This is a genomic window from Micromonospora costi (genome assembly GCF_003626655.1).
Lineage (GTDB): Bacteria > Actinomycetota > Actinomycetes > Mycobacteriales > Micromonosporaceae > Micromonospora > Micromonospora costi.
In genome coordinates this window covers 256,711-282,652 of the sequence record NZ_RBAN01000002.1, presented here as the reverse complement: position 1 = coordinate 282,652, position 25,942 = coordinate 256,711, and the positions used below count along the sequence as shown (strand labels likewise).

At 67.8% G+C, this 25,942-nt stretch carries 17 protein-coding genes and 1 pseudogene; 8 read left to right on the top strand and 10 right to left on the bottom strand.

The window, feature by feature from the left end:
- Positions 1-3: 3 nt before the first annotated feature.
- Positions 4-702: a hypothetical protein gene (locus D7193_RS12110; protein ID WP_120779588.1), complete on the bottom strand. Its 699-nt coding sequence runs from the start codon at positions 700-702 to the stop codon at positions 4-6.
- An 884-nt stretch (positions 703-1,586) separates the two neighbouring features.
- Between D7193_RS12110 and D7193_RS12105 the strand changes: the two genes are divergently transcribed.
- The gene (locus D7193_RS12105; protein ID WP_206611894.1) at positions 1,587-1,751 is read left to right on the top strand and encodes a hypothetical protein; all 165 of its coding nucleotides are present in this window, start codon (positions 1,587-1,589) and stop codon (positions 1,749-1,751) included.
- A gap of 113 nt (positions 1,752-1,864) precedes the next feature.
- Here the strand turns inward: D7193_RS12105 and D7193_RS12100 are convergent, their stop codons facing one another.
- Positions 1,865-5,500 (bottom strand): Ig-like domain-containing protein, encoded by a 3,636-nt coding sequence (locus D7193_RS12100; RefSeq protein WP_241562956.1) that lies wholly within the window; start codon positions 5,498-5,500, stop codon positions 1,865-1,867.
- A gap of 2,501 nt (positions 5,501-8,001) precedes the next feature.
- Entirely contained in the window at positions 8,002-9,489 is a 1,488-nt protein-coding gene (locus tag D7193_RS12090) for an alkaline phosphatase family protein (RefSeq protein WP_120779585.1), read from the bottom strand.
- 281 nt (positions 9,490-9,770) lie between these two features.
- Between D7193_RS12090 and D7193_RS33435 the strand changes: the two genes are divergently transcribed.
- The gene (locus tag D7193_RS33435; protein WP_158674805.1) at positions 9,771-9,941 is read left to right on the top strand and encodes a hypothetical protein; all 171 of its coding nucleotides are present in this window, start codon (positions 9,771-9,773) and stop codon (positions 9,939-9,941) included.
- 97 nt (positions 9,942-10,038) lie between these two features.
- Here the strand turns inward: D7193_RS33435 and D7193_RS12085 are convergent, their stop codons facing one another.
- Positions 10,039-10,593 carry a hypothetical protein gene (locus D7193_RS12085; protein ID WP_120779584.1) on the bottom strand — a complete coding sequence of 185 codons (555 nt, stop codon included), beginning with the start codon at positions 10,591-10,593 and terminating at the stop codon, positions 10,039-10,041.
- Between the two features lie 153 nt (positions 10,594-10,746).
- Here D7193_RS12085 and D7193_RS12080 point away from each other — a divergent pair, with 153 nt between their 5' ends.
- Positions 10,747-10,953: an MGH1-like glycoside hydrolase domain-containing protein gene (locus D7193_RS12080; RefSeq protein WP_241562954.1), complete on the top strand. Its 207-nt coding sequence runs from the start codon at positions 10,747-10,749 to the stop codon at positions 10,951-10,953.
- Between the two features lie 22 nt (positions 10,954-10,975).
- Here the strand turns inward: D7193_RS12080 and D7193_RS12075 are convergent, their stop codons facing one another.
- Positions 10,976-11,335, bottom strand: a complete 360-nt coding sequence (locus tag D7193_RS12075) for a winged helix-turn-helix transcriptional regulator (protein WP_120780356.1) — start codon at positions 11,333-11,335, stop codon at positions 10,976-10,978.
- 141 nt (positions 11,336-11,476) lie between these two features.
- On the opposite strand from D7193_RS12075, the gene D7193_RS12070 reads away from it, so the two are divergent.
- From D7193_RS12070 to D7193_RS12060, 3 genes and pseudogenes are all read left to right on the top strand, one after another.
- Positions 11,477-12,346, top strand: coding sequence for an NAD(P)-dependent oxidoreductase (locus D7193_RS12070; protein WP_120779583.1), 870 nt, complete (start codon positions 11,477-11,479; stop codon positions 12,344-12,346).
- Positions 12,343-13,236 carry an NAD(P)-dependent oxidoreductase gene (locus D7193_RS12065; protein WP_120779582.1) on the top strand — a complete coding sequence of 298 codons (894 nt, stop codon included), beginning with the start codon at positions 12,343-12,345 and terminating at the stop codon, positions 13,234-13,236. Before D7193_RS12070 ends, D7193_RS12065 begins: the two co-directional genes overlap by 4 nt.
- 36 nt (positions 13,237-13,272) lie before the next feature.
- Positions 13,273-14,051, top strand: a pseudogene (locus D7193_RS12060) (IS630 family transposase); the annotation flags it as partial.
- A 3-nt stretch (positions 14,052-14,054) separates the two neighbouring features.
- Here D7193_RS12060 and D7193_RS12055 read toward each other — a convergent pair.
- The 4 genes from D7193_RS12055 to D7193_RS12035 all read right to left on the bottom strand — a co-directional run bounded on the left by D7193_RS12055 (position 14,055) and on the right by D7193_RS12035 (position 20,463).
- On the bottom strand, positions 14,055-14,324 hold the full coding sequence (locus D7193_RS12055) for a hypothetical protein (RefSeq protein WP_120779581.1): 270 nt from the start codon (positions 14,322-14,324) through the stop codon (positions 14,055-14,057).
- Between the two features lie 320 nt (positions 14,325-14,644).
- Positions 14,645-15,277 (bottom strand): hypothetical protein, encoded by a 633-nt coding sequence (locus D7193_RS12050; RefSeq protein WP_120779580.1) that lies wholly within the window; start codon positions 15,275-15,277, stop codon positions 14,645-14,647.
- Between the two features lie 319 nt (positions 15,278-15,596).
- The gene (locus tag D7193_RS12040; RefSeq protein WP_120779578.1) at positions 15,597-17,576 is read right to left on the bottom strand and encodes a pre-toxin TG domain-containing protein; all 1,980 of its coding nucleotides are present in this window, start codon (positions 17,574-17,576) and stop codon (positions 15,597-15,599) included.
- Positions 17,577-17,580: 4 nt separating this feature from the next.
- Positions 17,581-20,463: a hypothetical protein gene (locus D7193_RS12035; RefSeq protein WP_120779577.1), complete on the bottom strand. Its 2,883-nt coding sequence runs from the start codon at positions 20,461-20,463 to the stop codon at positions 17,581-17,583.
- A 742-nt stretch (positions 20,464-21,205) separates the two neighbouring features.
- Here D7193_RS12035 and D7193_RS12030 point away from each other — a divergent pair.
- Both D7193_RS12030 and D7193_RS12025 read left to right on the top strand, forming a co-directional pair.
- Positions 21,206-22,546, top strand: coding sequence for a low temperature requirement protein A (locus tag D7193_RS12030; RefSeq protein WP_147434377.1), 1,341 nt, complete (start codon positions 21,206-21,208; stop codon positions 22,544-22,546).
- 663 nt (positions 22,547-23,209) lie between these two features.
- The gene (locus D7193_RS12025) at positions 23,210-24,391 is read left to right on the top strand and encodes a low temperature requirement protein A (protein ID WP_241562953.1); all 1,182 of its coding nucleotides are present in this window, start codon (positions 23,210-23,212) and stop codon (positions 24,389-24,391) included.
- A gap of 514 nt (positions 24,392-24,905) precedes the next feature.
- Here D7193_RS12025 and D7193_RS12020 read toward each other — a convergent pair.
- Positions 24,906-25,466 carry a DUF3592 domain-containing protein gene (locus D7193_RS12020; RefSeq protein ID WP_158674804.1) on the bottom strand — a complete coding sequence of 187 codons (561 nt, stop codon included), beginning with the start codon at positions 25,464-25,466 and terminating at the stop codon, positions 24,906-24,908.
- Between the last annotated feature and the right edge of the window lie 476 nt (positions 25,467-25,942).

The window sequence follows — 25,942 nt, the reverse complement described above, 5'->3', positions numbered from 1 at the left end:
AAGTCAGCCGAGGTCGCGTTCCTCCCGGCGGATCTTGCCCGCATGGATGGTCAGGTCGGGGGTCAGGCGGGCGGCGACGTTGGCGGTGATGGAGGGGAACGGACCTTCGTAGTCGCCGGTGAGGTTCATGCGTTCGAACCAGTGCAGCACGATGAGTTCGAGCTGGTGCTGGGCGAGGAATTCGCTCAGGTAGGAGGCACGGACCGGCATGCCCTTGCTGTCGTTTCCGTCCTGCTGGTGGTAGGCGAAGACGGGCGTCCCGGTGGGGTCGAGCCAGATGGGTCCGCGCATGTCGAAGGTCAGGTCGGCCTGCTGCTGGATCAGGGTGGAGGGCAGTAGGGCTGTTGCGGTCTCGCCGATCGAGCAGTCTCGGATGTTGCCTTCCCAGGCGTATGCCTCGACGGTGCGTCCATGGTGAACGGTTTGCCAGCCAGCGGCCTCGATCGGTTGGAACCGGTCGTGGCGGTGGTAGCAGCGCGGTCCGGTGCGGCCGACGTCGGCGAGGTAGCAGCAGTCGACATGGCCGTCGGTGTCGAGCAAATCATGAACGAAATTGTGGTCTTTGCCAGCGAGCGCAGTCACGAATTTTCTCGCGTCGGCGGCGGCGACGAGCAGGGTGTCGACCATGGAGGCTTCCTGCGGGCCCCGCCAGCTCTTGTGGCCGGCCGGGTCGATTCTCTTGATGTAGCTCTCCAGCACCATCCACTGGGTTGGTCGCTGTCGTGGACGAACAGGGATGTGGCGACGGTGGGCTCGGTGGTGATGTCGGCCAGCAGGCGGTTTACGTCGCCGCGGTACCGGGTGAAGTCGAGGGTGGCCGGAGGCCATTCGGTTAGCCGGATCACGGGTGGTTGCCAGGCGGTGGCGCCGTTGCCGTCGTCTTCGGTGAGGACCCGGTAACCGATGGGTGGGAGGCTGGGGTCGATCTCGCGATCGCCGATCACCTGGTGCAGGCCGTCGTAGGGCTGATCGTCGTCGTACCGTCGGGCGGCGTGGTAGTTGTCGGCGACTCGGGCGAGGAGTTCGGGCCAGGCCATCCACTGGGACGGGCCAGCGGCTACCGCTACGGGTCCTACGAAGACGGGGTGATTGATCTTCTGGATCCGGCCGGCCGTGTCGGCAAGCTGGCCGCTGTGAGCGACACCCTACAGGCCAGTGTGCTGCCGTGGCTGGAGGAAACTGCTCGGCCAGATCTCATGGTGGCCGGTGCGTGCATCACGCTGAGGTTTAGGCGGGAGCTCGATCATCGAGTGGTTGGCCAGCCGCGGCCGTGCGGACCTCATCGACGACGTGGTGCGTCGGGTTGTCGACTCCGAGCCGGGTATGCGCGACGGCGTGGAGCGAGGCCGTCAGCTGGCGCGGGAGGGAAAACGGCCAGCGCCCGGCGATCAGGCCGAAGCCCTCGGGTGGTCAGCTGAAACGATAACGGCCTGGTCGTAAGGCCGTCTGCTTGGTGGCCTCTTCGGCGGTCCCGAAAGAGGTCACCAAGGCCGCTACACTTGCCTGAGCCTCAAGGTCTTGCCGATTGTCATCGGCGGTGGGGCAGCCGTTCGTGTCGCCCTCGGACACAATCTCGGTCGGGCGGCGTGTCTGAGGGCGTCATCACCGCGCTAGTGGGCCGGGGATTCGACGGCATGATCGCGCGGGTGACGAGCGAGGACTTCTTCATCCCCCTCGGCGACGCGGCCCGACGTGTGCTGCTCTCCGAAGCCGCGATCGAGAAGGCGGCGATGGAGTTGGCGAGATCCTGATCGACTCGAGGGTCGTCGGTCCACGACGCCGGCACCACAAAAGCCTGGGACCGGAAGGGCCCCTTGCGAGGGCTCTTCCGGTCAGTCAATGAAATGCCGGGATCACCCCTACCTCACTGACCGTGCCCAGGCCACGGGCCCACCTTGTAGTTCACGGGGCTGGAGCGCCTGGTGTTTCCTGACGAGTCGACAACGAGCGCTCGCAACTTGACCTGCTTGCCGGCATCTGCCGCACTCGGTGTCCAGCTGAACTCGTACGGCGCCGTGGTGGTGGTGGCGACCGGGGTGCCGTTGACCATCAACGTCGCCGACTGCACGGCGAAGTCGTCGGTGCCCCGCACCAGCGGATGCACCGTCGATCCGACCTGGAACACCGTCCCGCGCCCCGGGTCGATCAGTTCGGCGGTCGGCGCGGAGTCGACGATGCGGCCCACGCCGGTCGGTACCGTCCGCGGCGGCGACGAGCGAAGCCCGGCGATGGTGACCGTGGCCGCGCCCGTGCTGTCGGGGCCGGAGATAGCCTCGACTCCGGTGCTCGGGTCCGCCGGACCTCCCGGGACCGGGTTGCCGGTGCCGAGGTAGCTGTCCGATACGGCGAATGCGGCACCGTCGCGCACCGCGCTGTTGTCAGCGTTGGCGTTGTACACCGCGAACCCGTTCCCGCTGATGATGTTGCTGGAGGCAGTGAGCGCTCCGGCCGTATCGGTACCGGCGTCGGCCAGCAGGATGCCGTACGACTGCGACGGCGCGGGAGTGTAGTAGTTCCCGATGATCCGGCTGTTGTTCACGAAGCCGGTCACACCGCTGGTGTACTCGACGCCGGCCTGCGGGTACACGCTGTTCGGCGTGCCCTTGACGACTGTGTCGGTCACGTAGCCGTGGTTGCGGATGCCGGCCCGAACGGTGTTGTCCGGGCTGCCGTCCCTGCCCCGGGCCCCGTCGAACAGGATGCCGCCCGATTGGTAGCCGGTGACCACACTGTCCGTGACGGTGAGCTCGCTCTCGACCGTGCCGGCGCCCGCACCCTGGATCACGCCGGTCTTGACGATGCCCCAGCCGTGCGGGTGCTCGGCCAGTTCCTGGGCGTTGGCCGCGGCCTTCATCGGACCAATGACGCTGTCCGCGATCCGTCCGGCGGCGCCGAAGAAGGCGATGCCCGCCTCGGCCCAGACGTTGCCCGAGGTCACTGTCACGCCCGAGATGTCCACGAACATCTCGTTGGTGTCGGTGGAGCCGAGAGACTGCCTGGAGACCGTGATCACGTTGCCGCCCCCGTCACGCAGGTACGGCTGATCGCCCGCCAGGGCCCCGAGCGACTGGTCCGGCTCAATGGTCACCTTGTCCGCGCCCGCACCCTTGATCTTCAAGGGCTTGTTGATCGTCAAGCCGTTCTTCGCGCCCGTCTGAACGGGGTTGGATGTGTGGTTCACCGGAGTCGACGACTCCTGGTAGACACCCGCACACACCACGATCGTGTCCCACGGCACCGCGAAGTCGACGGCGGTCTGGATCGAGGTGAACTGGGCGTTCGGGCACTGCTTCTTGTCGTCGTCGACGGTCCAGGTCGTGTTCCCCTGCGGGTTCGCGACCACGTCGTTGAGCTTGACGTTGCCCGGAGTGTTGTCGTATGCGTTTAGGTAGGTCGCTGGGTCCGGACCACCCAGGGCCGGCGGGCCGTAACCGGCGCCGTTGGCCTCGTTGCCGTCGGACAGGATCTTGTCGCCCGCCTTGTTCTCCTGGAAGCGCACGTCGGCCAGCTCGATCGAGCCAGACTTCGGCAGGTCACCCACACCGAAGCGGAACTCGAGCTTCGACAGGGAGCCGATGTCCACGCCCTGTCCCGCGAACTCGCTGAGCGGAACGCGGATCTGGTCGAGGACGATGTGCGTGTTCGGCGTGTTCGTGCCGGTCGACATGTGCAGGGCGTTGCCCCAGCGCGGGTCCCCGGCGTCGACGGTGCCCTCGTGGCCGGCCAGGTCCCTCAGCGCGATCACGAAGTTCTGGGTCGTCGCGGTCGGGTCGTACGACGTCGGCAACTCGTTCGGCCAGACCGGATTCGCCGGGGTGCCGTTCACCGTCGTGTCCCTGGTGTTGTCGCCACGGTTGTCGGCACCCGGGTTGCGGGTGTCGAAGAAGTTGACGGCAGCACTCAGAGCCAGAGCCTCAAGGCCGTGCATGTTCTTCGACGCGGCCGGGATCTGCGCCGTGAGGGTGGCAGTCGAGCTCTGCTCCCATGCGAGAGTGAGCTGGCGACCGTAGGAATGGTTGATCGGGCTGTTCTCGCGGGTGCCGTTCTGCCCACCGAGCGCGGTCGCCGCGGGCAGTGGGCAGGGCTTGGCGGCGGTCGGCAGCCCGCTCTTGCCGAGTTGCGACGGCGCGAAGTCCCGGGGCTCCGGGTTGCACCAGTCGAAACCGCCGGCGGTCGGCGCCGGCTTCGGCGTGACACCAGCCGCCTGCGCCCACGGGTCGGCGAACCCACTGCCGGTCAGGGAGCCGCCGAGAGCGTTGAGCGTGAGCGGGTTTTCCACCTCGGGGCGGATCACGTCCACCCGCTCTTGCGGCGCGCCGAAGTAGGACGTGTTGACCCGCTCGTTACAGGGGATGGCCATGCCGGGCGGACTCGTCGGGCAGGCCGTCGGCGGGACCTGCAGCCCCGTGGAGGTGTTCGCGAGCTCGCCGGTCATGTATGGCTGGAAAGCACCCTCACCGCCGATGTAGCGCCGGAGGAAGGCGGCCATGGTCGCCAGTCCGAGTTTCTCCTGGTCACCCATGTGTGCCGCGTCACCCGAGATCTTCGTGTTCACGGCCGGGTTGAGCGGGTCCGAGTTGTCGATCGAGTAGTTCAGGTTCGGGTCGGTGTAGCTCGCGGCACCGCTGAGCCGCAGGTTGTGCGGGTGGATGTTGTTTGTCGCGAACGGTGCCGAGTTGCCGCACGCCGCGTCGTTGTTGGCCTGGCCGTCCGCGCTGCCGTCGGCGTACCAGACGGTGTTGTACCAGTTGTGGATCCCGCCCAAATGCTCGACCTGGATCCGCGGGAAGGGGTCGCCCGGGTTGATGTACTGGCTGCGCTCGAAGAGGCGTGTGCCCTGCAGATTCGAGACATCACCGTCGCACATCGGCAAGATCGTCATGTAGGGCATTCCGTACGGGGCCCTGCGCTCGTAGTCCGTCGTCGCGAGCGAGATGACCCCGCGGATCGGATAGCGCGGGCCGTCGGTGCGGATGCGGTTGTAGTCGAGGAAGTTCGAGACCGCGTCACCACCGCGCGAGTGCCCCATCAAGCCGATGCGGGTCATGTCGAGGTGACCGGAGAGCGTCGTGCCGATGGTCGTGTGCGTGTCGACCGGTAGACCGCCGGCCTTGCTCGCCGCGCTGATCGCGTCGAGGGTGGCGGCCATGAGCATGCGTCGGTTGTGCATGCCCTTGCCCTTGCTGTTGTCCTGCCGCATCATCAGCTGGTCCTGCGACACGGAGAACGTCGTGTATCCCCACGTGGCGAGGTTCTCCGCAAGGTACGCGTAGCCGCTCTCGTTGTGCTTGAACTGCGCACAGGTGAGGCGCGCGGTGTCCTGGCCGGCGTCACACGAGCCGTGGTTGCCGTGCACGAGGATGATCAGTGGCGACGGCTCGGTACGCAGGGCCCAGTCCGGCATGTAGAGCTGACCGCGAATCTCGACCTGCTCCGGCGCCTGCGCCGTCCCCGCCGTCGGAGCGGCTCCGGAAGAGTTCGGCTCCTGGAGCGTGGCCAAACCGAACTTGGCCTCCTGGATGACCTGATGCCCGAACGGCCCGCGGGCCGTCGGGTCAGGCAGGTCCGCCGAAGTCTTCGCGGGCGTCGCGGCCGCGGTTGGTGCTGCGGGCGTTGCAGCCTTGCTCGGCGCCGCCGTTGCCGGCGAGGTCAACGCTAGCGACGCTGCTAGCGAGACAATCGCCGGGAGGAGCGCCCGGGCGCTCCTTTGTGTCCACAGTCTCACAACGTTCTCCTCCAACGGAGATGAGGGATTTAACAATCAGAGACATTAATGAACCCGTGTTTCATGGAGGGCAACGGGATAGGCGTCTGGCGTTCGGATATGCCTATACGTGAGGGTTTCGGGCGGTAGTGGGGATGCAGGAGGGAGCAGATCCGTGTTAACGCCGCCAACTCCTCATCTGAGGCGAACGGCGATTACTCCGCACGGGCCGAAGCGCAGAAAGCTCGGCCAATTCGCCAAGACCTGGTCACCGCCGCCGGTACGGCCGAGATGGAGCCTTGGTCGAGGTCACTGTGTTGGACGCCGTCCCTGACATCCTCGACCTGACCGACAAGATCGAAGGCGCCATCGGCTGAGTCCCACACCCATGGCGGTCACAGGACTGCATCGCGCTCCACCCGGCAGGCCAGCGCTCGTACACCTGCCCGGGATCAGCATTCCACCCACCCGCCGGGGCTTCCCCGTCCCCTACAACTTCTTTGACCACCGCTATCGGGACCGATACGCGAGTCGCACCCGGCGTCCATCAGACCTACAGGCCCAGCCCGCGTGCGGTGCGGACTACTGGAACTGTAGTCCTCAACCGATCTTGATATCCGCTCATGCCGTCGCTGAGGTATCCGTGTGCGCGCCCGGCTTACAGCCGGGCCGTGGGAGCAGGTCGGGAGCGCCTGAGCCTAACGGTCGCTGGCCGGGCGCCGGTGTCAGCCAAGGCCAAGGCCGCTCGGGCCAGCGGCCACGACCCGTCAACGAACGACCTGCAGGACAGGTCGATCTCAGCCTGGCCGCAGCAGCCCGGTCACGAGCCAGGGGTGGGGGAGCAGGTTGGGAGCAACAGGGTGCACTGAACGGCCTTCAACTGCGTCGAAAGGCATCCAACGATGCGCGACTGTACCCACCCCTGCCTGCGGCTTCTTGTCTGCGCAGGTCAGAGTCGGTGCGGCGTCCTGTGGAAGACCGGAGTGTTCAAGTCTGTCGAGCACCGCCATCCAGTCCTCCGCGCCGGATGCGTCCGCCGTCCGTGATTGTGGTTGGGGAAGCTGTACCTACGCCGGGGGTTGAGGACGGGGGAGGGGCAGCGGAGAAGTCGTCGATCAGGTGATTGCGGATGGTGGACGCGGTGATGTTGCCGGGGAGGTCTGAGTCGAGGATCGAGGGGTGGTCGCCGGGGGAGGACGGCGGCATTAGGGAAGGGATTCTGGGCAGGTACTCGCTTCACGACGTTGTCAGTTCGGCATGCGTACACGTGAAGCGGGATCACGCACTCCCTGTCGTTCACAGCGCTGGCATGAATGACCTGGCCAAGTACGGTGCGCCGGGCGGCGGCGACGGCGGCGTCGAACTGCCGGAACGCCTTCGCCTGCGGATGGAACCAAAGCTCGCCATGGCCCGAAATGACCGGAGGTAGTCGCTGCCTTCGTGCGGGCAGGCGAGCACTACGATGGAGCGGATCGGGGCAGGTCCCGCCCACATCCCTCGTTCAGCATCCAGGACAGGTAACGCTGCAGGATAAGGCCACCCTGGCTGTGAGTTATGAACGCCAGGTCACCCTTGGGTGCGGTGGCGGCGAGGTACGGACGCAGTGCCTGGGCATGTCGTCATAATCGGGGATACGGGAGGGCAGGAGTGGGAGGGAGAGCTTCGGCGATTCGTACCCGTAGCGGTGCCAGCTTAGGTCTGTGAGCTGCAGGTCTGCCTCGAGCGCCCTAGCGAGCTGGTCCCATGTCGACGACGACGACCAGAAACCGTGAATGAAAACGACATGCCCGGCGATCATCGGCACCTCCCACCAGCGCGACCGGCGCCAGCCTACGAGCCGGGAACGCACTCGGCTGCTCGCGGAGAGGCTCGCGTGTCAGCGCGTGGAGAGTGGGCTGGGCTTGTGTCGGCCGTAATCGCCGGCTGGGTGACGCAGGACGGACAATGCCCGAGCTCATCGAGGCCTTGGCCTCAGGTCACTTGAGATCGGCGGTAGCACTGCGACCGTCCGGATCTTGGCGCGGCCTTGCTGTTCCCCGGGTTCGTGGAGTCAGCGATCCGCCCCAGGATCGGAGTACGTAAGCAGTGGGGTTCTACCGGTCTCCGACGTTTCCTTGGCGCTTGAGCGTGTCGGCGACGAGGCGGAGTCGTTCCACGATCGGCACTCCCACCGCGAAGGTAGCGCCGGGCAAGTCGAGGTCGTCTGGATGACTGGTGTACCGGGTGCCCGCGTAGAGGGGCGAAGGCCCGGCCGGGAAGTGCTTCCCGGCCGGGCCTTCGAAGAGCCTCGGTAGGTGTCAGCCGACGTGAGGCCGGTTGCCCTTTTCCTGCCTGGGCATCTGCTGCTTCGCCGGTGGCCCTTCCGGCATCGGCAGGTTCTTGATCGCGTACTGGGTGAAGTTGTAGTCGCCCACGGTGTCCGGCATCGTCGGGGCCTCGGCCCGCCCGTTGTTGAACCGGAACGCCGCGGTCAGGTCACCACAGGTTTCCCGGCGCCACGCGCTGATGTTGGTCTCCTTGACCCCGGTGATGTGCTCCAGGAACTGCAACTGAGAGGTGTGGTCGGAGACCTCGGAGCAGACGTATCCGCCCGCGGTCCACGGCGACACGATGATGCACGGCACGCGGAAACCGAGACCGTTGGGCCATCCCCGGCCCTGCTCACCGACGTTGGAGGTCTTGAAGACGAACTCGTCCGGCGTGCCGGCCGGCGGGGTCGGCGGCACGACGTGGTCGAAGAGGCCGTCGTTCTCGTCGTAGGACAGGATGAAGACGGTCTTGGCCCACACCTCGGGGTTCGACGCGATGGCGTCGATCTTGCCCGCGATGAACTGCGCACCGGCCGCGGCCGAGCCCGGGGTGGAGGGGTGCTCGTCGTATCCGGACGGCGGCAGGATCCAGCTGACCGTCGGTAGCGAGTCGTTCAGGCAGTCGTACTCGAACTGACCCAGGGGCTGGGTCGCCACGCCGTTCTCGTAGAAGCCGTCGCCGGGCTGGGCTTGGGCGAAGTCGGTGAACTTGCTGATCGCGGCCGATCCGGTGAGGCTGCCGGGCTGGCGGTAGATCTTCCAGCTCACGCCGGCTTCGCTGAGTCGCTTCGGGTAGGTCTTCCAGGAGAACTGGTTGGCCGGACCACTGGTGGTCAGTGAGGGGCCGCCGGCCAGACCGTCGACATCGATCGTGCCCGACATCCACATGTGCCGGTTCGGGCCGGTCGGGCCAATCACCGAGCAGTGGTAGTGGTCCAGGATGGTGAAGGACTCGGCCAGTGCGTAGTGGAACGGGATGTCCTCACGGGTCAGGTAGCCCATGGTGAACGGAGCGTTCTCACCGTCGTGCGGAATGTGCGCCGGGATCCAGTTGTCCATCTTGCCGCCGTTCCACGCCTCGTGCTGGCCCTGCCAGCCGTGGTCGGTAGAAGGCAGCGCGTGGCCGGCGAGCTTCTTGGTGTCAAGGTGGAACGGCAGCACGTAACCGTCTGGGTGACCATCCCAGGGCTGGTGGAAGACGGAACGGCCGTTCCCCAAGATCAGCGCATTCGGGTCGTCGAAGCCGCAGACGCCCGACATCGTGCCGAAGTAGTGGTCGAAGCTGCGGTTCTCCTGCATCAACATCACGACATGCTTGATGTCGCTGAGACGACCGGAGGTCCTCGGCGGCGTGGCAAGCGCCTTCTGCACGTTCGGCGGCAGCGCCAACGACGCGGCACCGAGGGCGGCTGCAGCCCCGCTCCCGAGAAGTCGTCGACGGGTGAATCGGGATGGGCTCTGGTCCTTGTCTGGCATAGGGGTGGAGTCCTCTGCTCTCCGGGCCAACTGCGGACTCGTTGATCATCTCGGAGAGACGTGAACGGGACCCTAACCAGCACCTACGGGCCGAGGAAGGCGGCGAACTGTCGGACTCGGTACAGAGTTCCGTGGAGGCTGGTGCGGCAGATCGTTGAGGTGCTCTCACTTGCACGGTGTCTTGTCGTCAGCCCCGATCATCAGTGCCGCGTCTGCCCCCGGTGTCGACCAGTCAGGAACCCGTGTGAGAGGCGCCCAAGTCGGAGGCGGACCCGGACCTGGTGGCCCGGCTCGCGGCGGAGGCGCGGGAGCTGGCCGCCCGCCGGTCGGCGCTGGTCCGGGCGCGGGACGAGGCGATCCGGGACCTGTCGGCGAGCATGGGGCCGGCGGAACTGGCCCGCCTCGCCGGGGTGACGGACGAGCGGGTGGTGCAGGTCCGCGACACCAAGTGACAACCGAGACACGTGCGGGCAGCGTGAACCAACGCCACATCGTGTTTCGGCCGCCTGGTGACGTGCGTCGGAAACGTCGGTGCCAGCTCGGCTCTACTCAGCCATGGACGGCGTATCCGCCAATGAGAACCGGGTACCGGGGTCGCTGGGGGGATCCCGGGGGGAGGTCCGTCTCGGGGTCGAGGCAGCGGGTGGGCGGCCGTTCCGTCCCGTTCTGCGCCTGAGCGTCAACGATCTGGTCCGGCTCGCTGCCACCGTCGATGATCTTCACGTAGTAGCCATGGTTCTTCACGTTGCCTTGGCCCTCAGGGACGATCGCGGTGAACACCGCGACGTTCCCGGTGACCTTCAGACACGTCACGTCGGCTCGTCCCTGCCCAACCAGCGTGCCGTCCGGCAACTCGTGCCGGTACAAGAAATGGCCGCGCGTCGACCCGTCGGCGGCCGTCACCGCCTGGACGCCGAACCAGATCCGGTGCCCCTCCACGCCGGGCTCGTCGTACACGAAGTGTCCCAACCCGGCGACGACCGACCACCCGGCAACGACGCTCATCGCCTCGGATTGCTGGGCCTGCGCGACGGAGGGCGACGCCGCCACCCCCGCTGCCGCAACCGTCGCCAACGCCATCGCACGCAAACCTGACCTGAACATGTCGCTCCTTCTGACCATCCCGTCGGCTGATGTGGTCCAGCATCAGCGCGCGCCGATGCGAGCGAATCCCTCCACCGAGCCACCCTCTTCCCCCGCCGGGGGGATTGGTGCGGTATGCCCCGGTAGCCGCCAGGCCATGACTGTAACTGGCTGGTGCGCCGGGGCCTGCTCACACACGGCCGGGCGGACCTCGCGGCGGGGCTGGGCCAGGCGATGGTGGAGCTGGTGGCCACCGCCGGCTGCCACGAGTACTTCCACCCGGACACCGGGGCCGGGCTCCGGTCACCCGCGTTCGGCTGGACCGCCGCGCTCCTGCTCGACCTGCTGGCCGACGAACGCGCGCCGGCGCCCGCGAGGTGAGCGCCGGCGCGCCGCGGCGGCGTCAGGCGGACGCGAGGGCGTCCTCGACGCCGAGGCGTTCGCGGCGCCGCTGCCCCCACTCGCCGAGCGGGCGGAGGGCCTCGTTGAGGGACCGACCGTGCTCGGTCAGTGAGTAATCCACCCTGGGCGGGACCTCCCGGTGCACCTCCCGGTGGATCAGCCCGTCCTCCTCCATCTCACGCAGATGCTGGATGAGCATCTTCTCGCTGACGCCGGTGAGGGCACGCCGCAGCTCCCCGAACCGGCGGGTGCCGTGGGTGTCCAGCTCCCACAGGATCAGCGACTTCCACTTTCCGGACACCACGTCCATCGCGGCGTCGATGCCGCAGATGTAGGGGCCGCGTCTGCTCCGGGTCGTCACCACACCCTCCCGTCGTCCTACCTCACTTACCAAAAGGTAAGTATTGAACAATTTAGTGAGTACTTGTCCAAAGGAATGTACTCGCGAACCATGGTGGGTGGCGCGCCCGTCACATCACCAGCAGAGCGAGGAACCAATCGGATGACCACCAGCACCACCTTCCTGGGACTCGGCGCGATGGGCAGCGCGCTCGCCGCGGCGGCCCTCGACGCCGGCCGACCGGCCGTCGTCTGGAACCGCACCCCGCACCGGGCACAGGCGCTCGGCGCGCGCGGGGCCACCGTCGCCCCGACCGTGGCGGACGCGGTCACCGCGGCCCCGGTGATCGTCGTCTGCCTGTTCGACCACGAGTCGGTGCGCGGCGTGCTCGACCCGGTCACCGCCGAACTGTCCGGGCGTACCGTAATCAACCTGACCACCACGACGCCCGCCGAGTCGCGGTCGCTCGCCGCCTGGGCGGCCGCGCACGGCGTCACCTACCTCGACGGCGCGATCATGGCCGTCCCGGAGATGATCGGCGCTCCGGGCGCCGCGATCCTCTACAGCGGATCGGGCGCGGCCTTCGACGAGCACCGGGCGCTGCGTGACGTGTGGGGTGACAGCAGCTTCGTCGGGGCGGACGCGGGCATGGCGTCCCTGCAGGACATGGCGATGCTCGCCGGCATGTACACCATGTTCGCCGGCTTCCTGCACGGCGCGGCGATGGTCCACGCGGCGGGCGTGCCGGCGACCGAGTTCGTGACGCGGCAGGCGCCGTTCCTCGCCGCGATGGCCGGTCAGCTGGCCGGCTTCGCCGCGACGGTCGACGCCGAGGACTACACCGGCGAGGGCCAGCAGAGTTTGCGGTTCACCGAGACCGCCCTGGCCACGCTGCTGCGGGCGACCGCCGAGCAGGGCGTCGACCCGGCGGTGCTCGCGCCGGTGCACGACCTCGTCGTACGCCAGATCGCCGCCGGGCACGGCGAGCACGGCACCGCCCGCATCTTCGAGGAGATCAGGAGGACCCGATGAAGCCGGCCGTCACCGTGATCGGCCTGGGCCCGATGGGTCGGGCCATGGCCACCGCCCTGATCGGGGCCGGGCACCCCGTGACCGTGTGGAACCGGACGCCCGGTCGCGCGGAGGAACTCGTCACCGCCGGGGCCACGCCGGCGGCGACCCCCGCCGACGCCCTCGCCGCCGGCGGCCTGACCATCCTCAGCCTCACCGACTACCGGGCGATGTACGACATCCTCGGCCCGGTGGCCGACGACGACCGGCTTCGCGGTGTCCTCGCCGGCCGGGTCCTGGTGAACCTGAGCTCCGACACACCCGACGCGTCCCGGGAGGCGGCCGCGTGGGCGGCGCGGCACGGCGCGGGCTTCGTCACCGGTGGCGTGATGGTGCCGGCCCCCGCGGTCGGGCAGCCAGGGGCGTACGTGTTCTACAGCGGACCCGGCGACGCCTTCGCGCCGCACGAACCGGTGCTCAGAGCGATCGGAGAGCCGAGGTACCTGGGGGAGGATCCGGGCCTGGCGCAACTGTTCTACCAGGCCCACCTCGACGTGTTCCTCACCGCGCTGTCGAGCCTCCTGCACGCGACGGCACTCGTCACCGCGGCAGGTGTGCCGGCGGCCGACTTCCTGCCGGGTGCGCTCGGCACCCTCACCGACATCCCGGCGATGATCGGCGACGGAGCGGAGCTGGCGCGCCAGTTGGAGACCGGTGACCATCCCGGCCACCTCAGCACCGCCCTCATGATGGGAGCCACCGCGGACCACATCGTCCGCACCAGCGCGAAGGCGAATGTGGACCTACGGCTGCCGGAGGCGGTCAAGTCCCACTACGACCGGGCGATCGCCGCCGGGTACGGCACCAGGAACTGGACGGCGCTCTACGAGGTGATCAGGGCGCGCGGCTGATCCCTGGCGCGGTGCACCGGGTGGACGCGGGCCCCCAGCGTGCGCAAGCTCGCCGACTACCTCACCGCCCATGCCACCCGCCGAGTTCGGATCGGGCGGGAACGTCTGCGGCAGATCCTGCACCAGCACAAGATCACCTTTCAGCGGACGAAGACGTGTAAGGAGTCCACCGACCCCGACCGGGAATGCCAAGCTGGCGCGCACACCGAGTACGTCACCGCGCATTTCCCGCAGCGGGTGTTCGCCTTCGACGAGTTCGGGCCACTGGTCATCGGTCCGCAGGCCGGTGCCGGGTGGGCGCCGTCCGGGCATCCGCAGCGGCTGCCAGCGAACTACCACAAGCTGCACGGCGTCCAGCAAATCCACGGCTGCTACAGCGTCGGGACGACCAACTCTGGGGCGTCGTCAGGCGTCGCAAGAGCGCCGCGAACACCCTGGCCGCGCTCAAATCGATCCGAGCTGTGCGTCCGGACGGAGCGCCGATCTACGTCATCCTCGACAACCTCTCCGCGCACAAGGGCCTCAAGATCCGGGCGTGGGCCGCTCATTACAAGGTCGAACTGTGCTTCACCCCGACGTATGCGTCCTGGGCGAACCCCATCGAAGCGCAGTTCGGCCCGCTGCCGACCTTCGTGATCGCCGGCTCCGACCACCCGAACCACACCGTCCTGACCCGTAAACTGCAGGCCTACCTGCGCTGGCGAAACGCCAACGCACGTCATCCCGACGTCCTGGCCGCCCAACGCCGCGAGCGCGCCCGCATTCGCAGCGAACGCCAACGAGGCTGGCGGCAGCCGACTACGCGTGCTGCCTGAGCGTCACACGTCGCCGGTTGGCCGCCCCACCTCGCCAAGCGCATCCAGTAGCCGGTTCCTCGCCTCCTGCAGCCGGACGGGGTAGTCCGGCCTGAACACCTCCGCCAGCGAGGTCTCCAGCGTCCCGGAGATGCGATACAGCGGGGACCAAACTGCGCGGTCGCGATCGACCAACTCGTCGAAATCGGCAGTGCCCATCATCCGGTGAAGCCAGTCTGAGAGCACCAACACTTCGTCCCGGCTCAGCCTGATCATGAAGTCGTCCTCCGTCACCGCGCCGAGGTTACCGTCCGCTCGACCCCGTGAACGTTCGTGGTCAAGGCACTAGATCGCCGCCCGAAGGATGGCAACGAGGTCGTCGATGGTCCGTCGCCCATCGCGCCTGTCCGGTTCGGTGTCCACCCTTGATGCCGTGTTCCGTCGGGGCCGGCGACCAAGAGCAGCGCCTCCAGTGTGGGGCGGCGAGGTCTGACGCCGACGCGGGCCGCAGCGCCATGTCTGTCTCGTCCGACAGATCCGCCACGCGTTGTCGTAGGTGCTTCCCGCCGGGAAGCGCGGCGGCTGTCCAGTCTCGGGACCTGCATGACACATCGTTATCCGGACCTGGGTGAGACTCCATTGACTGCTGTACTGCACCTGCGGGCCGCGATCCGCAAAGCCGCGATGAGGGCGTGACCGGGGTAGTCGGTTAGCGCCGGGTAGCGCTGCCGGTAGTAGCAACTCCAGTAACTCGCCACTCGCTGGCCTGTGATCGCTAGGAAGGCCGGATTCTCGGCGGCGAATCGCCCGTAGACTCTGCCTGCCGAGCTGTCAGGGGTAGTCAACGGTGGGGCGAGATCACGTTGAATGGCGAGCAGGATCTCGTCCACGTACTCGCCGATCAGCTGCACCACAAATGGCGCCACCCAGGGCTCGGTAAGGCCGACGACCCGTTCCAGATGGTTCTGCCGCACCCGGCCGTCGTGGTGCCGGGTGTACAGGCAGTCGACGATCGCACGCTGGATTGGCGACAGTGCTGCTTGCGCGTCCGGTGACGGCTCGTCCGGGTAGACGCGGTAGGGGATCGCCACAGGCTCGCCGGCTACGAGCACGTGAAAGGGCCACGCCGGCGGGTATTTCGCTGGCGGCAGCACGCCCAACGCGCCCTGTACCTCTGCGCGGAGATGCCGTGGAAAGGCGGCGTCCAGCGCTACGACTACGTCCGGGTCAGGGTTGAGATCCGCCACGGCTGATCGTAGCTCGGGTACGAGCTGTGGTACGTCTACGGTGTCGCCTCTCCATCCCTGGCAGCTCCGGACGGACCGACCGCCACCGCCTACACCGCGGCGGCGACCGCGACGCCAACCGCCCTCTGGCGCATCAACAATCTCCGCGAATCTGCTCACACTCATATTCGATCTCGCGGGAGGCGGTCAGCGCGACTGCCTTTGATTCTGGTTGTGAGCAACGACCCCGAGAACATAACCACCCATCGTGGGACCAGCGCCGGGCCATCCACGGGCAGTAGTCGCGAGGCGCAGCGGGCGAGCGCGGGTGCTGTCGCGGCTACTTCGGCTGGCCGGTGGCGGGCACCGGAACGGCCTGGCCGGGCACGCCGCGGGGGAGCAGGGGAGCCGGGCCCAGCAGGTGCTCCGGCGGCACGTGGATGCGCAGGCTGCTGGACAGGTCGACCAGCTCCTTCTGCGTCACGTTCATTCCGAGCACCTCGAAGTTGTAGCCCAGTCCCGTGAGCTGCTCCTGCATGTTTCCCACCGGCACATCCCTGGGCAGTACGCCGAAGACCTTCGTGTGCTTCGGGGAGACCCGCACCGGCAGGAACTCCTCACCGACCTGGATCACCGTCGCGGTACCGTCCTGATTGGCCGCGAGCCGCTCGATGTCGCGGCGGACCTGCCCGCCCTCCTCGCTCAGCACGACCTCGCGCTCGATCCTGTCCAGGGCCGCGTCGACCTCTTCGGCACTGGTGGGGAACTTCTCGCCGCGCAGCCGGGCCCGGTTGTTGCGGGCGCGCAGCACGTCACGGGCGTACGCGCGCAGCTCGGCGCGCTCGGCCTGCGACAGAGAACTGATGCTGCTGGAGGCGATCTTCAACTCCCGCGCGGCGTGCTTGCCCGCCTTGGCCTCGAAGATGGCGACGATGATCAGCTCGCCGTTCTGCCGGTGGGCCAGGATGCCGTCGGTGAGCTGGCGTCCCGACGCGTCGCGGATCATGTGGCCGGGGATGAACTCCAGCGTCTGGGGCGCGGGGATGTGGATGCCGAGGGCACGCATCCCGGCGGGATCACGCAGCCACGCCGCGATCCGCGCCTCCAGGAACTCCTCCAGCAGCTGGCCCTTCATCAGGTTGATGTTCGGGCCCTTCTCGATGACCCGCATCAGCGCCAGATGGTCCAGCTCGCTGAGCAGTGCCGTGCCACTGACAAGCTTTTTCAGCGAGTCGGCGACGTACGTGGCGATGGACATGCCCCGCGGGCTGCCCCGCTTGGCGCCCATCCTCTCCAGCGCGGTGACGGCCCTCAGCGCCAGTGCGGAATCGACCTTCTTTCCGGCCGCGATCAGGGCCCTGGCCTCGGAGATGGCGAGGCGCCCGGTGATGTCCTCGCTCACCTTCTCACCCGCAGCCAGGGCGAGGCTCCACCGTGCGGCGCCGCGCCCGTACAGCCGCTCCATCCGCGCCGCGGTGTAGAGCGCCCGGCCGCCCTTGACGAACCGCGAGGCGAACGGCAGCAGGACGCCCGCGGCGATGATGCACCGGTCGACCTCGGTCAGCTCGTAGCCGAAGATGTCGTACCCGAAGGTCGCCTCGAAAATCGCTACCGCGGTGCCGACGACCGGGATGCAGGCGACGCCGAACTCGACGACCTCCAGCACTGCCGGACGGTGTTCGGCGGGCAGCGGGAACGAATTGGTGTCGGTGGGCCGCTGCTGGGCTATCCGCAGCGTGACCAGCAGGTCCTGGCGCTGTGCCAGCATCCGGTTCATGCCCTCGGCCGCGGGCAGGGTGAGAAAGTCGTCGTCGCCCTGGTGTGCCGCCACCCATGCGGCCAGGGTCGCAGCGATGTCGTCGAGGGCGTCGGGCACAGTAGGCGTGGGAGGCACCGGAGATCCTGGCATCGCCGGCGCCCGGTCGTGCTCCTGTACCAGCAGTACGCGCTTGCGGGTGCGATCGACGACCAGGTGCGTGGGCATCGTGGCGCGTTCGCGCAGCATCCGCATCAGCGCCAGGTAGTCGTTGTTCTTGGCGGTGAAGGCCTCCGGGGCCAGCTCACGGCGGCGCAGCGGGGCTGCAGCCTGCCGCCGTGCCGTGACCTTCCACAGCTCCGGGCCGGAGAGGCCGCCCTCCTTGCGATGCTCGTACGCGGCAAGGGAGTCAGGCCGCCGGGCGAGATCCTCGGCCATGACGGCGACCCCGCCGCGCAGCACGGCCAACTCGAAGGCGCTGGCCCTGCCGCCGGTCATGCCGGCCTCGAAGTCGGCGCGAGCCGAGGTCAGCATTCGCCGGTAGGGGCCCAGGTCGATGGCCATCGAGTCAGGCTGGGTAGACGGGCAGTTCGGGGCCTTCCTGCAACCACACCAGCGTGGTCGGTACGGTGAACTCCCACGGGCTGCCCTCGGGCAGCGCGCCGGCCAGGTCGTCGGTCTGCGCCCGCACCTCGTCGGCAATCGACTTGTACAGCGGGTCGTCGATGGTCGGCGGCTCGCCGCCGAGCCAGACCCGGTCGGCCAGCCGGGGGCTCCTGCGAGCCAGGAAGTACGCGACCGCCAGGTTGTACGCGGGCGACACCGGGACCACCACCCTGGCCGCGCCCGCCTGCTTGAACTGGGCGAACAACGGGTCGATGTCGGAGCGGTTGCTGGCCTCGGTCCACTTCGTCTTGCGGCCCCAGAAGTACGGATAGAACAGGTAGGTCATCTGCGGCCAGTCGAAGGCCTGTTCGAAGAACTGGATGACCGGGCCCTCCGCCATCGCCTCGTGCACGTCGACCTCGGGCAGCTTCGCCGGGGCGTCCGCCGGGTCCGTCATCGCGTTGTAGTCGCTGAGGTGGCTGCCAGTCATCATGGTGACACACAGCTTCTTCAGCTCGGTGCGCTCGATCTCCCGATTGGTGGCCGGGTTTCGGCCCTGGATCACCACGGCCCCCTCCTGCGCGCCGGCCTGGGCTACCTTCTGGTCGTACGCCGTCTTCATGGCCAGGTAGGCCGTGCTGATCTTCTCGAAGGTCTTGTTCTGCCAGTCCTGCAGGTACGCGTCGTCCCGGTAGCAGTTGATGCCGACGTTGACCGAGTACGCGTTGATGTCATACCCGATGCAGCTGACCGCCATGGGCCCTGTCGGGTTGTCGAAGGTCTCCGGGGACTGCGCCCACCCCAGGGTGTGCACTCCGCCCTGCTTGACCGCGGTGCTGGTGACGAGCTCGGCGGCGTCGTCACCGATTTGGATCGAGAACCGGGGCCCGCCGACCACGTAGATCAGCGACACGTTGGCGATGTAGTAGATCATCGTGTAGCCGTTCGGCACGACCAGGTCCTTGAGCATCTTCGACACGGTCTTGCCGTTGTCGACGCCACTCTGCTCGAACGACGTCGCTGCGTACGTCCATTCCGGCGGCGGCGTGGTGATCCCCTGGGCGTTGTAGCGGCTGGCGAACATCTGGTAGTTCGACTCGTCGAGGTCGGCGGCGGTCAGCGGCTTGTTCTTGGCATTGACGAACGGTATCGGCGGCTCGGCGCCCACGACGGTCTTCGGCCGCAGCTGCGAGGCGAGCCAGTAGGCCGCCGGCTGCGGCACGATGAACTCCAGCATCAGCCGCCGGCCGTAGTTGTAGACCTGTGCCCGGTAGCGCTTGTCCAGCCAGCGGTAGACGCCGGTGATGTGTGCGGCGCCTTGGGCGTTGTCGACGCCGTGGGTGTTGGTCTCCTCGACCTCGTGGAAGGTTCTGGTGGTGCGCTCGGTCTTCACCTTCTTCTGAATCTTCGTGACGGAGCGGTCGACCACATCGCGCGCGAAGTTCGAGCTGCTCTTCGTCGACTCCTGCTTGGACGTCGCGTAGGCGAAGTCGCCGTGCGCGGTGGTGACGACCGGCCCGAACGCGGCGGTCACCGTGACCCCGGCCTGCACGCTCATGTCCTCCTTGACGGTCCGGTCCGCCTCCTTCTTCAGCTCGAACCGATCGGTGGACTGCTGGTCGCGCTCGGTCTCGTTCACCTCCTCCGACGACTCGAAGTAGGTGGTCTCGACCCGGTCCAGGGTGCGGTGCACCCGCTCCCGGTGCTCGCCCTTGAGCACGTTTTCGACGTGCGCGACCTCTCCCGGGGCGTACCCGAGCAGGGTCTGCTTGACCACCTTCAGGTCGCCGACGCCCAGTGGCCGGATCCGGCCGCTGACGTCCACGTCGGGGCTGGTGCCCGGGTCGGGGTCGGCATGGAAGATCGGAGGGAGGTCCAGGCCCGGCACGATGGTGCCGACGTCGTTCAGATCGAGCGAACCCGACAGCGCCCGGAACTCGCGCCGCAGCGCCGGGTCGTCACGCAGAGCGTCCACCCTCCGCAGCAGCGTGGTCAGGTAGGTCTGCGCGGTCGCGGTCGCCGTCGGCACCGCGGTGGCCTCCCCGATCCGTAGACGGGCCGCGACGCTCCGCGCCTCCTCGGGCAGGTTGGCATCGAATACCCGGGCCATGCTCACCACCCGCCCCAGCGTGATCCGGTTGCGGAACACGTCGCCGTGCTGGGTCGGCTCCTCCGACAGCACCCGCTCGCGGATCGGCGTGGCGTTCGCCCGTACGGCGTCCAGCAGCGTGCGGGTCGCCGCGACCTCCCGCAGCAGCGCGCGGACCGGTCCGTCGGACACCTCGACGTGCCCTGCCACCGAGGCCGAGCCGCGCCAGCGTTCGGTCTCGGGCGCGTCGACGACCGCGAGCTCCGCGGGCACGACCGGGGTGGCGGCGAGCGCGGTCACCGCGTCGGCGGCGGTGGTCGCCGCGTCGGCGCGCCACAGTGCGGCGAAGTGCAGTGCCCGCAGCGCGGCTGTTGGCGTCTCCAGGTCGGGTCCGGCCGTCGGCCCCTGACGATACGCCCGGTACAGGGCGTCCCAGGCCGTCCCGGCCAGCTCGCCGGCGTCGCGGTCGGCCAGGGCGAGCACGTCGCGCAGCTCCGCGTCCGCGTCGCCCAGCGGGTCGCCAGCGGGCTGCGCGCCGAAGCGGTCGGCCAGTGCGCGGGCCGCTTCGGCCAGCGCGGCCAGCCGCGGGTCAGGGTGCCGCGAGAACTCGCCATCGTCGTTGCTGGCGAGCGAGCCGCCGCCGAGGGCTCTGCGCTGGTCGGTGATCAGGCCGAGGGCCGCCTCACGTTGGCCGATCAGTTGCGGTGGTCGTACGGCGACGAACTTGAAGGCATCGACCGTCTGACTGTCTGGCATGGGTCCGTTGTAGAACCTCGCGAGGCGTACGCACAGTGTCTGTCGGAAAGCGGCCTCGCCGAGCCGACAACAGGCGAGGTCGCGAGCGGCGTCGACGGCACGGGTCGGTGGCCGATCCGAGGCCGGTGGTCACCGAGAAGCCGGACAGTGTGCACCCTAGCCTGCATGCGCAGGCGGAGCACATCCGGATTCGAATCCCACCGGTAACCCGCTGGACAGGGCTACCTGCTCGGTGACCTTCTTCGGCGAGCCTGAAGAGGTTACGCTTGCGTGAGTCTCAGAGTCTTGCCGATGGTCATCGGCGGTGGGGCAATGGTTCGTGTGGCCCCTCGGACACTCCCGCGTAGCAACCGGCGACGTTGGACGTACAGGCGGTCAAGGATGCTTGACCGCCTGATTTCATTCTCTGTTACCGCCGTTGGTGGCGGCCTCGTCGTTGCGCGAGGTGGGGTCATGACTGACCGGCCGATCGATTCGGTGATCCCGGCGGTGGTTCGGTCAGGCAGGCTCAAGATCTGCGGTGACTCGCGTGCCGCGATGAAGCGACCGCCCCTGCCGCTGGCGCGGCTTGCTCCTCCTCGTGACGGCAGCGCGGTGTGTGGGCTGGCGACTCTTGATGTGCATGGCCGTGTCGCTGAGCGGGCGGAGATGGCCGCTCTCGGCTGGGCTCCTGGCCTCAGGCTGGGCATCAGGGAAGCGGCGGTCTGATCATCGTCGACCCCGATTTCGCGGGGTGTTTCGAGTGACCAAAGAGAGCCAGGTGCGGTTGCCAGCGGTGGTCCGCCAGTGGTGTGGATTGACGGCGGGCGACCGGGTGCTGCTGGCAGCGGACCCGACCGCAGGCCGTCTTGCGCTTCTGGGCGGACAAAATGGGCTTATGAGGCACAAGTTCCGCGCCGGGCCGCCGGTGCCGACCGAGGAAACCCATCGGACCACGCCGTTCGAGGTGTTTTTCGACCTGGTGTTCGTGTTCGCCTTCATCCGGGTGGCGACGTTCACGGCACAGACGCCGACGCCACTCGCGCTGGCGCACAGCCTTGTGCTCCTACTGCTGCTGTGGTGGCCGTTCACTAACTACGCTTGGTTGGCCAACCAGGTCCGTGCCGACGTGGGCCTGGTCCGCGCCGGAAACTCTGCTGTGATGGCCGCAATGTTCATCGCCGCTCTCGTCCTCCCCCAGGCATGGCGGGACGGCAGCCAGTCACTGGCCGCGCCCATGACTCTGGCCCTCGTCTACGTCGTTGTCCGGACGGTGTATCTGGCTCTCGTCTGGCACATATCGGCCGGTAACGCGCGGCTACGCGCTTCGCTGCGCTTGCGGGTCATCCCGGTCGCGGTGGGCTTGATTCTGCTGTTGTTCGGCGCGGTGTTCGGCGGCGCCGCGCAGACGCTGTTGTGGGCTGCGGCGTTCCTCATCGACTGCATCGGCGGCCTACTCATCGCGGTGTTCGCCGCACGCGCTCCCTTGCCCAGCCCCAGTCATTTCGCCGAGCGGCACGGCCTGATAACAATCATTGCGCTGGGTGAGTCGCTGATCTCGGTGGGCGTCGGCGCCGGATCGGCGGTCAGCCGTTGGCCAGTCCTGATCGCTGCGCTGCTCGCCCTGACCACGGCGCTGACCCTGTGGTGGCTGTACTTCGAAAACGCCGCCGCACCTGCCGGACAAGCCCTGGCGCGAATCCCCGTTTTGGACCGGACTCGCATCAGCAGCGTCGCCTACAGCGTGGCTCACTTTTTGCTCATCGCCGGAATCATCTACCTGGCCGCCGGCATCGAGGGGGTCCTCACCCACATCGCCCACCACCCACCCCAGCAGCCCGTTGGGGCCCCGCTGGACTGGACCTCGGCCGCAGCTCTGTTCGGCGGCCCTGCCCTCTTCCTCATTGGTCGGGCACTGTTCCTTCGACTCACCGTCCGGCACAGCCCACCGGCCCCGATACTCGCGGCCGGCACTATCCTCGCGATGCTGCCCGTCGCCCGACACCTTCCCGCCCTCGCTGCCCTCGCTCTAGTCGCCATCATCCTGATCGCCCTTGTCTACTATGAACGGACCAGCTGGCAGCCAACCGCCGCGGCGAGATGACTACGCACGCCTGCCGAACCTCCCGAGACCGGCAATTGGGCCAAGATTTGTTCTAGCCGGAGTCGCCGCGCATCAGTGCGTTAATGCGTCGCGGATCAATACCCCGCACCGGTTCTGAACTTGGGGTGGATGGCGGTCCGGCGGGGCGCGCGTCGCCTTAGGCATGGGCGGCAGGTGCGGGTAGACCTGGGTGTCATCGAGCCTGTTAGCGAGGACGTAGACGTGTTCGACCGTGGGCACCGCGACATCGCTCGCTCCGCCGTAGCAGCCCGTCCGTGGCCTTTTGACCACCGCTGACGGGCTGCGTCGCGTGACTTCCACCGGCCTCAGTCTTCCGTCGACCGGCCAGCCCAGAAGCCATGCCACTACTGCCGCCACTGTTGGTTGCTTGTTCGGTCCTCCGCCTGCCCGGGACCGCCTAATCGACCATAGGTAGCCACTGGGTGGTTGAGGCCTAGTCCTCACTCGCGTGACCTGGGTCGTCGATCTTGGCTGTGCGCGGCATGCGCGCCGGGCGGGGGCCCGCCGAGTGGTATAGCAGCGGATTAGTCAGCCGCCTAGGGTTCCGCCTATCCGCGTCGGAGGCCCTGACCGGCGTGGTACGACTGCGTCAATAGTGGCGCGAGGCGGACGGAAACGGGGCGGAAGATGACCGTCGGCGGCATGCGTGGTCTGCTCCGTGGCCGCGAGGGGGAGCTCCTTCTCGACCTGGTTTATGTCTTCGCGCTCACCCGGATCTCGGAGCGGCTGATCGTGGACGTCACCACAGATCGGCGGGTCGTTCTGCCAGAACTCGGTCAGACGGCGTTGTTGCTGCTGGCCTTCTGGTATTCCTGGGTCCGCGCGGCGGTCCTGACCAGCTCCTACGATCCGCGAAAACCGGCGATCCGGCTCTCGCTCGTCTTGGTCATGTTCGGCAGCATGATCATGGCGGTTACGTTGCCCTTTGCGTTCGGCGATCGGGGCGTGGTCTTCGCGGTCACCTACGTCGCCGTCCAACTTGGCAAGCCCCTCATCCTCCTGCTCGGCCGGTACGACCTTGAACGGCACCGCTGCGCGCGGATACTCTGCTGGGCAGCGGTATCCGCCATACCCTGGATCACCGGTGCGGTTTTCTTCCCGCAGAGTCCCGCGCGCGGGGTCCTGTGGACGCTGGCGTTGGCGCTGGACTACACGGGACTTCAATTCGGCTGGCCCGTTCCGGGAGTTGGCCGCTCCCGTATCGACGACTGGCGGCTTGCCGGCGAGCGCCTCGCCGAGCGTTATCAGCAGTTCATCGTCATCACGCTTGGCGAGACGATCCTGCTCACGGGACTGACGTTCGCCGGCGAGTTCACCCCCGATCGGGTGGCGCCGAGCGTCGTGTCGTTCGCCACCACGATGCTGATGTGGCGAATCTACTTCCACCGCGCTGGGACGGTGTTGCCCGCCGCCGTCGAGGCCGTCCCCAGCCCAGCCCGCCTCGGTCGGTCTGCGTTCCACACCCACCTGGTCATCGTGACCGGCATCCTTGCCACCGGCGTCGGCCAAGCACTGGTCATCCACCATCCGGTCGGACACGAGGATCCGCTGTGGCCCGCGGTCATCCTGGGTGGGCCCGCGCTCTTCCTGGCGGGGCGGTCCCGCCTCGATTACGAGGTGTTCGCCCGGGTGTCCGCCTCCCGGATCATCGGACTTCTCGCGCTGGCCGCTTTGGCGCCGGTGATGGTCCGCCTGCCGCCGCTGATCGCCACTAGTGCCGCAGCCATCGTCCTGGCCGGGGTCGCGGCGTGGGACAAGATACGCGAGCGGAAGCACCCAGATGAGGCACCCTCGCCGTCCGGGTCAACCCGACAGCAACGCTGACAGCAGTGCTGACAGCAACAGGCCCGGACGACGACAGCGGCCGGGGCCTCGCGCGGACAGTCGCCCGAGGTCGCGGAACTTGGAAGCGAGCAGTCAGACCGTAAGCTGGGCAACATCCCCGACGGCGGCGGATGGCGCATCCGTTCAGTCGGTGATCGCAACAGCGGGACCACCACCAAGGCCCGCTACAGGGGCCATCCCGTGATCGGCTCTGCCTACCCGACGGCGACCCGGCATTGAGATCGTGCTGGTCAACAAGAACTCACTTTGTCGATCAAGAACATCAGCACGGTGCTGACGAGTTCACGGCGGCACTGATCGACGTGCAGACCGGCGGGTGCCCGCCACCGGCGAGTATGCTGTGGCGGACGTCCTCGACGGGGCTACGCCGAGCGCTCGACCTTGAGCCGGACGCGCGGGACCATCTGCATCCACCCGGTCGGCGAGCTTGCCCCGCCCTCTCCCCGCACCCGCGAGCCGGCAAGGCGGTAGCCCGTACACCATGGTCGAGCCGTCATTGGCGGCGCCGGCCCGCGGTGAGCAGGTAGATGCCGGCGACGATGCTAACCAGGCGTACGAGGAAGATCACCACCCCGATCAGCGCCGCCAGCGCGCCCATGGCGATGACCCCGTACGGGAGCCAGTCTGTCTCCGGAATGATCCGCGCCGATTCGGGATCCTGTGGCAGGTACGACACCGTGGCGGAGGAACCGATCGCCGGCCGCCTGGTGCTCCGTTCCGACTCGGTGAACTCCACCGGCCGGCCATCGGAGGTGGTGAACGTCAAAACCCGTGAGTACATCGTCCGACCATCGCTGTCGCGAGAGGTCGTGACCCTGGCTACGGTGGCGGTCGTTGACGTTCCGCCGTCGTACGGCTGATGCTGGCCATGCCACCACCAGCCGACCCAAATGAACACGATGCCGACGGCCAGCATCACGAGGGATCCGAAGATGCCGGCCCGCTTACGTCCGCCGGGTACGTCGATACCGACCAGCCCGTCGGCGACCAGCGTGGCGCCGGCGGCGGCACGCACCCCTCTACCGGTGAGAATCCGCATGATTCGGTTGGCCATGTCAGCCGTCCTTCGCCTCAATGTCCCCAGCGTTGTCATCACACGAACGGAACGCCGACGACAGCGGTTCGGCCAGGCGATCTCAAGTGACCCGAATCTCGTCGCCGACCGGTGGGCAGGCTGGTCAGCAGCGCGTCGACGAGCGGTGGACAGGTTCGCTCAGCGACCACTCCAGCGGCCCGCCCAGGGCCAGAGCGCCTGAGCTGGGAGTAGCAGCATCCCAGCCCCGTAGAAATAGGTCCGCCGCAGCAGTGTGGTGGTGGCGTGCCAGCAAGAATGCGATGACGCGGTCCCGTTCGAAGCCGAACGCGGCGAACTGTCCGCCTGGTGCCAGGAATGAGCCTTTCCAACCTGATGTTGCAGGTCAGGCTGACGGGTGGAGGCCGCAGATCGATGAGGGCGTGGCTCCAGGTAGGACAGCAGATCGACCGAACCCCTTGCCCTGTCGAGCGGTTCTGCGTCCTCGTCCGCGGCCC

Excerpts from the sequence above, each read along its gene's own strand:
- D7193_RS12025 (WP_241562953.1), top strand. The coding sequence starts at position 23,210 with ATGCGTGGTCTGCTCCGTGGCCGCGAGGGGGAGCTCCTTCTCGACCTG.
- D7193_RS12070 (WP_120779583.1), top strand. The coding sequence starts at position 11,477 with ATGACCACCAGCACCACCTTCCTGGGACTCGGCGCGATGGGCAGCGCG.
- D7193_RS12035 (WP_120779577.1), bottom strand. The coding sequence starts at position 20,463 with ATGCCAGACAGTCAGACGGTCGATGCCTTCAAGTTCGTCGCCGTACGA.
- D7193_RS12110 (WP_120779588.1), bottom strand. The coding sequence starts at position 702 with ATGGTGCTGGAGAGCTACATCAAGAGAATCGACCCGGCCGGCCACAAG.
- D7193_RS12020 (WP_158674804.1), bottom strand. The coding sequence starts at position 25,466 with ATGGCCAACCGAATCATGCGGATTCTCACCGGTAGAGGGGTGCGTGCC.
- D7193_RS12040 (WP_120779578.1), bottom strand. The coding sequence starts at position 17,576 with ATGGCCATCGACCTGGGCCCCTACCGGCGAATGCTGACCTCGGCTCGC.
- D7193_RS12065 (WP_120779582.1), top strand. The coding sequence starts at position 12,343 with ATGAAGCCGGCCGTCACCGTGATCGGCCTGGGCCCGATGGGTCGGGCC.
- D7193_RS12090 (WP_120779585.1), bottom strand. The coding sequence starts at position 9,489 with ATGCCAGACAAGGACCAGAGCCCATCCCGATTCACCCGTCGACGACTT.
- D7193_RS12085 (WP_120779584.1), bottom strand. The coding sequence starts at position 10,593 with ATGTTCAGGTCAGGTTTGCGTGCGATGGCGTTGGCGACGGTTGCGGCA.